The 618-nt window shown below is 37.2% G+C and carries 1 protein-coding gene; it reads right to left on the minus strand.

Features of this window, described 5'->3' with window-relative positions; genetic code table 11:
• A partial coding sequence (locus ACFINZ_RS11530; RefSeq protein WP_375701586.1) for a tRNA (guanine(46)-N(7))-methyltransferase TrmB occupies positions 1-529 on the minus strand: 529 nt, incomplete at its 3' end.
• Between the last annotated feature and the right edge of the window lie 89 nt (positions 530-618).

Raw genomic sequence — 618 nt, forward strand, 5'->3', positions numbered from 1 at the left:
TTTCTATATCGCTGGCAAAGCGGAATTTTTTTCCTGTTTTAAGAACGCGAGCAAAACGATTAAGATTTTTCATGTTGATAAAGCGTCTTTTCCAATGCTTTTTTTTAGGCCATGGATCAGGATAGAAGAGGTCTATTCCATCAAGTGATGCATTTGGGAGCCAATCAAGGAGGCCTGTGGCATCATCATTATAAAGGCGAAGTTGATTTTGATACTGTTTATGTTCTTCAAGAGACATTAACATTTTTGCCATGCCATTGATAAAGGGCTCGATTCCGATAAAACCGGTTTGTGGAAAATGTTTCATTTCATGGAGCAAATGTTCGCCTCCACCAAAGCCAATTTCAAGACGAACTTCTTTTACTTTTCTGGAAAATAAGGACGTTAAGTTTAGGGGTACAGAGTTATTTAAGTTAATGTCCAGAGTTGGAAAAAGCTTTTTTATAAGTACAAGCTGACTGTTCCGTAGCCGTTTTCCTTTTCGACGACCAAAAAAGGCCTTACCTGTACGTGTATTATGATCAATCATGGTACTTTAATCATTTTTTGAAGCGTTTTAATGAGATCAGTTTTTTCCCATGAAAATGAACCATCACGTTTTGGTTTGCGTCCAAAATG

Source organism: Bartonella sp. AA81SXKL, from assembly GCF_042196945.1.
GTDB lineage: Bacteria > Pseudomonadota > Alphaproteobacteria > Rhizobiales > Rhizobiaceae > Bartonella.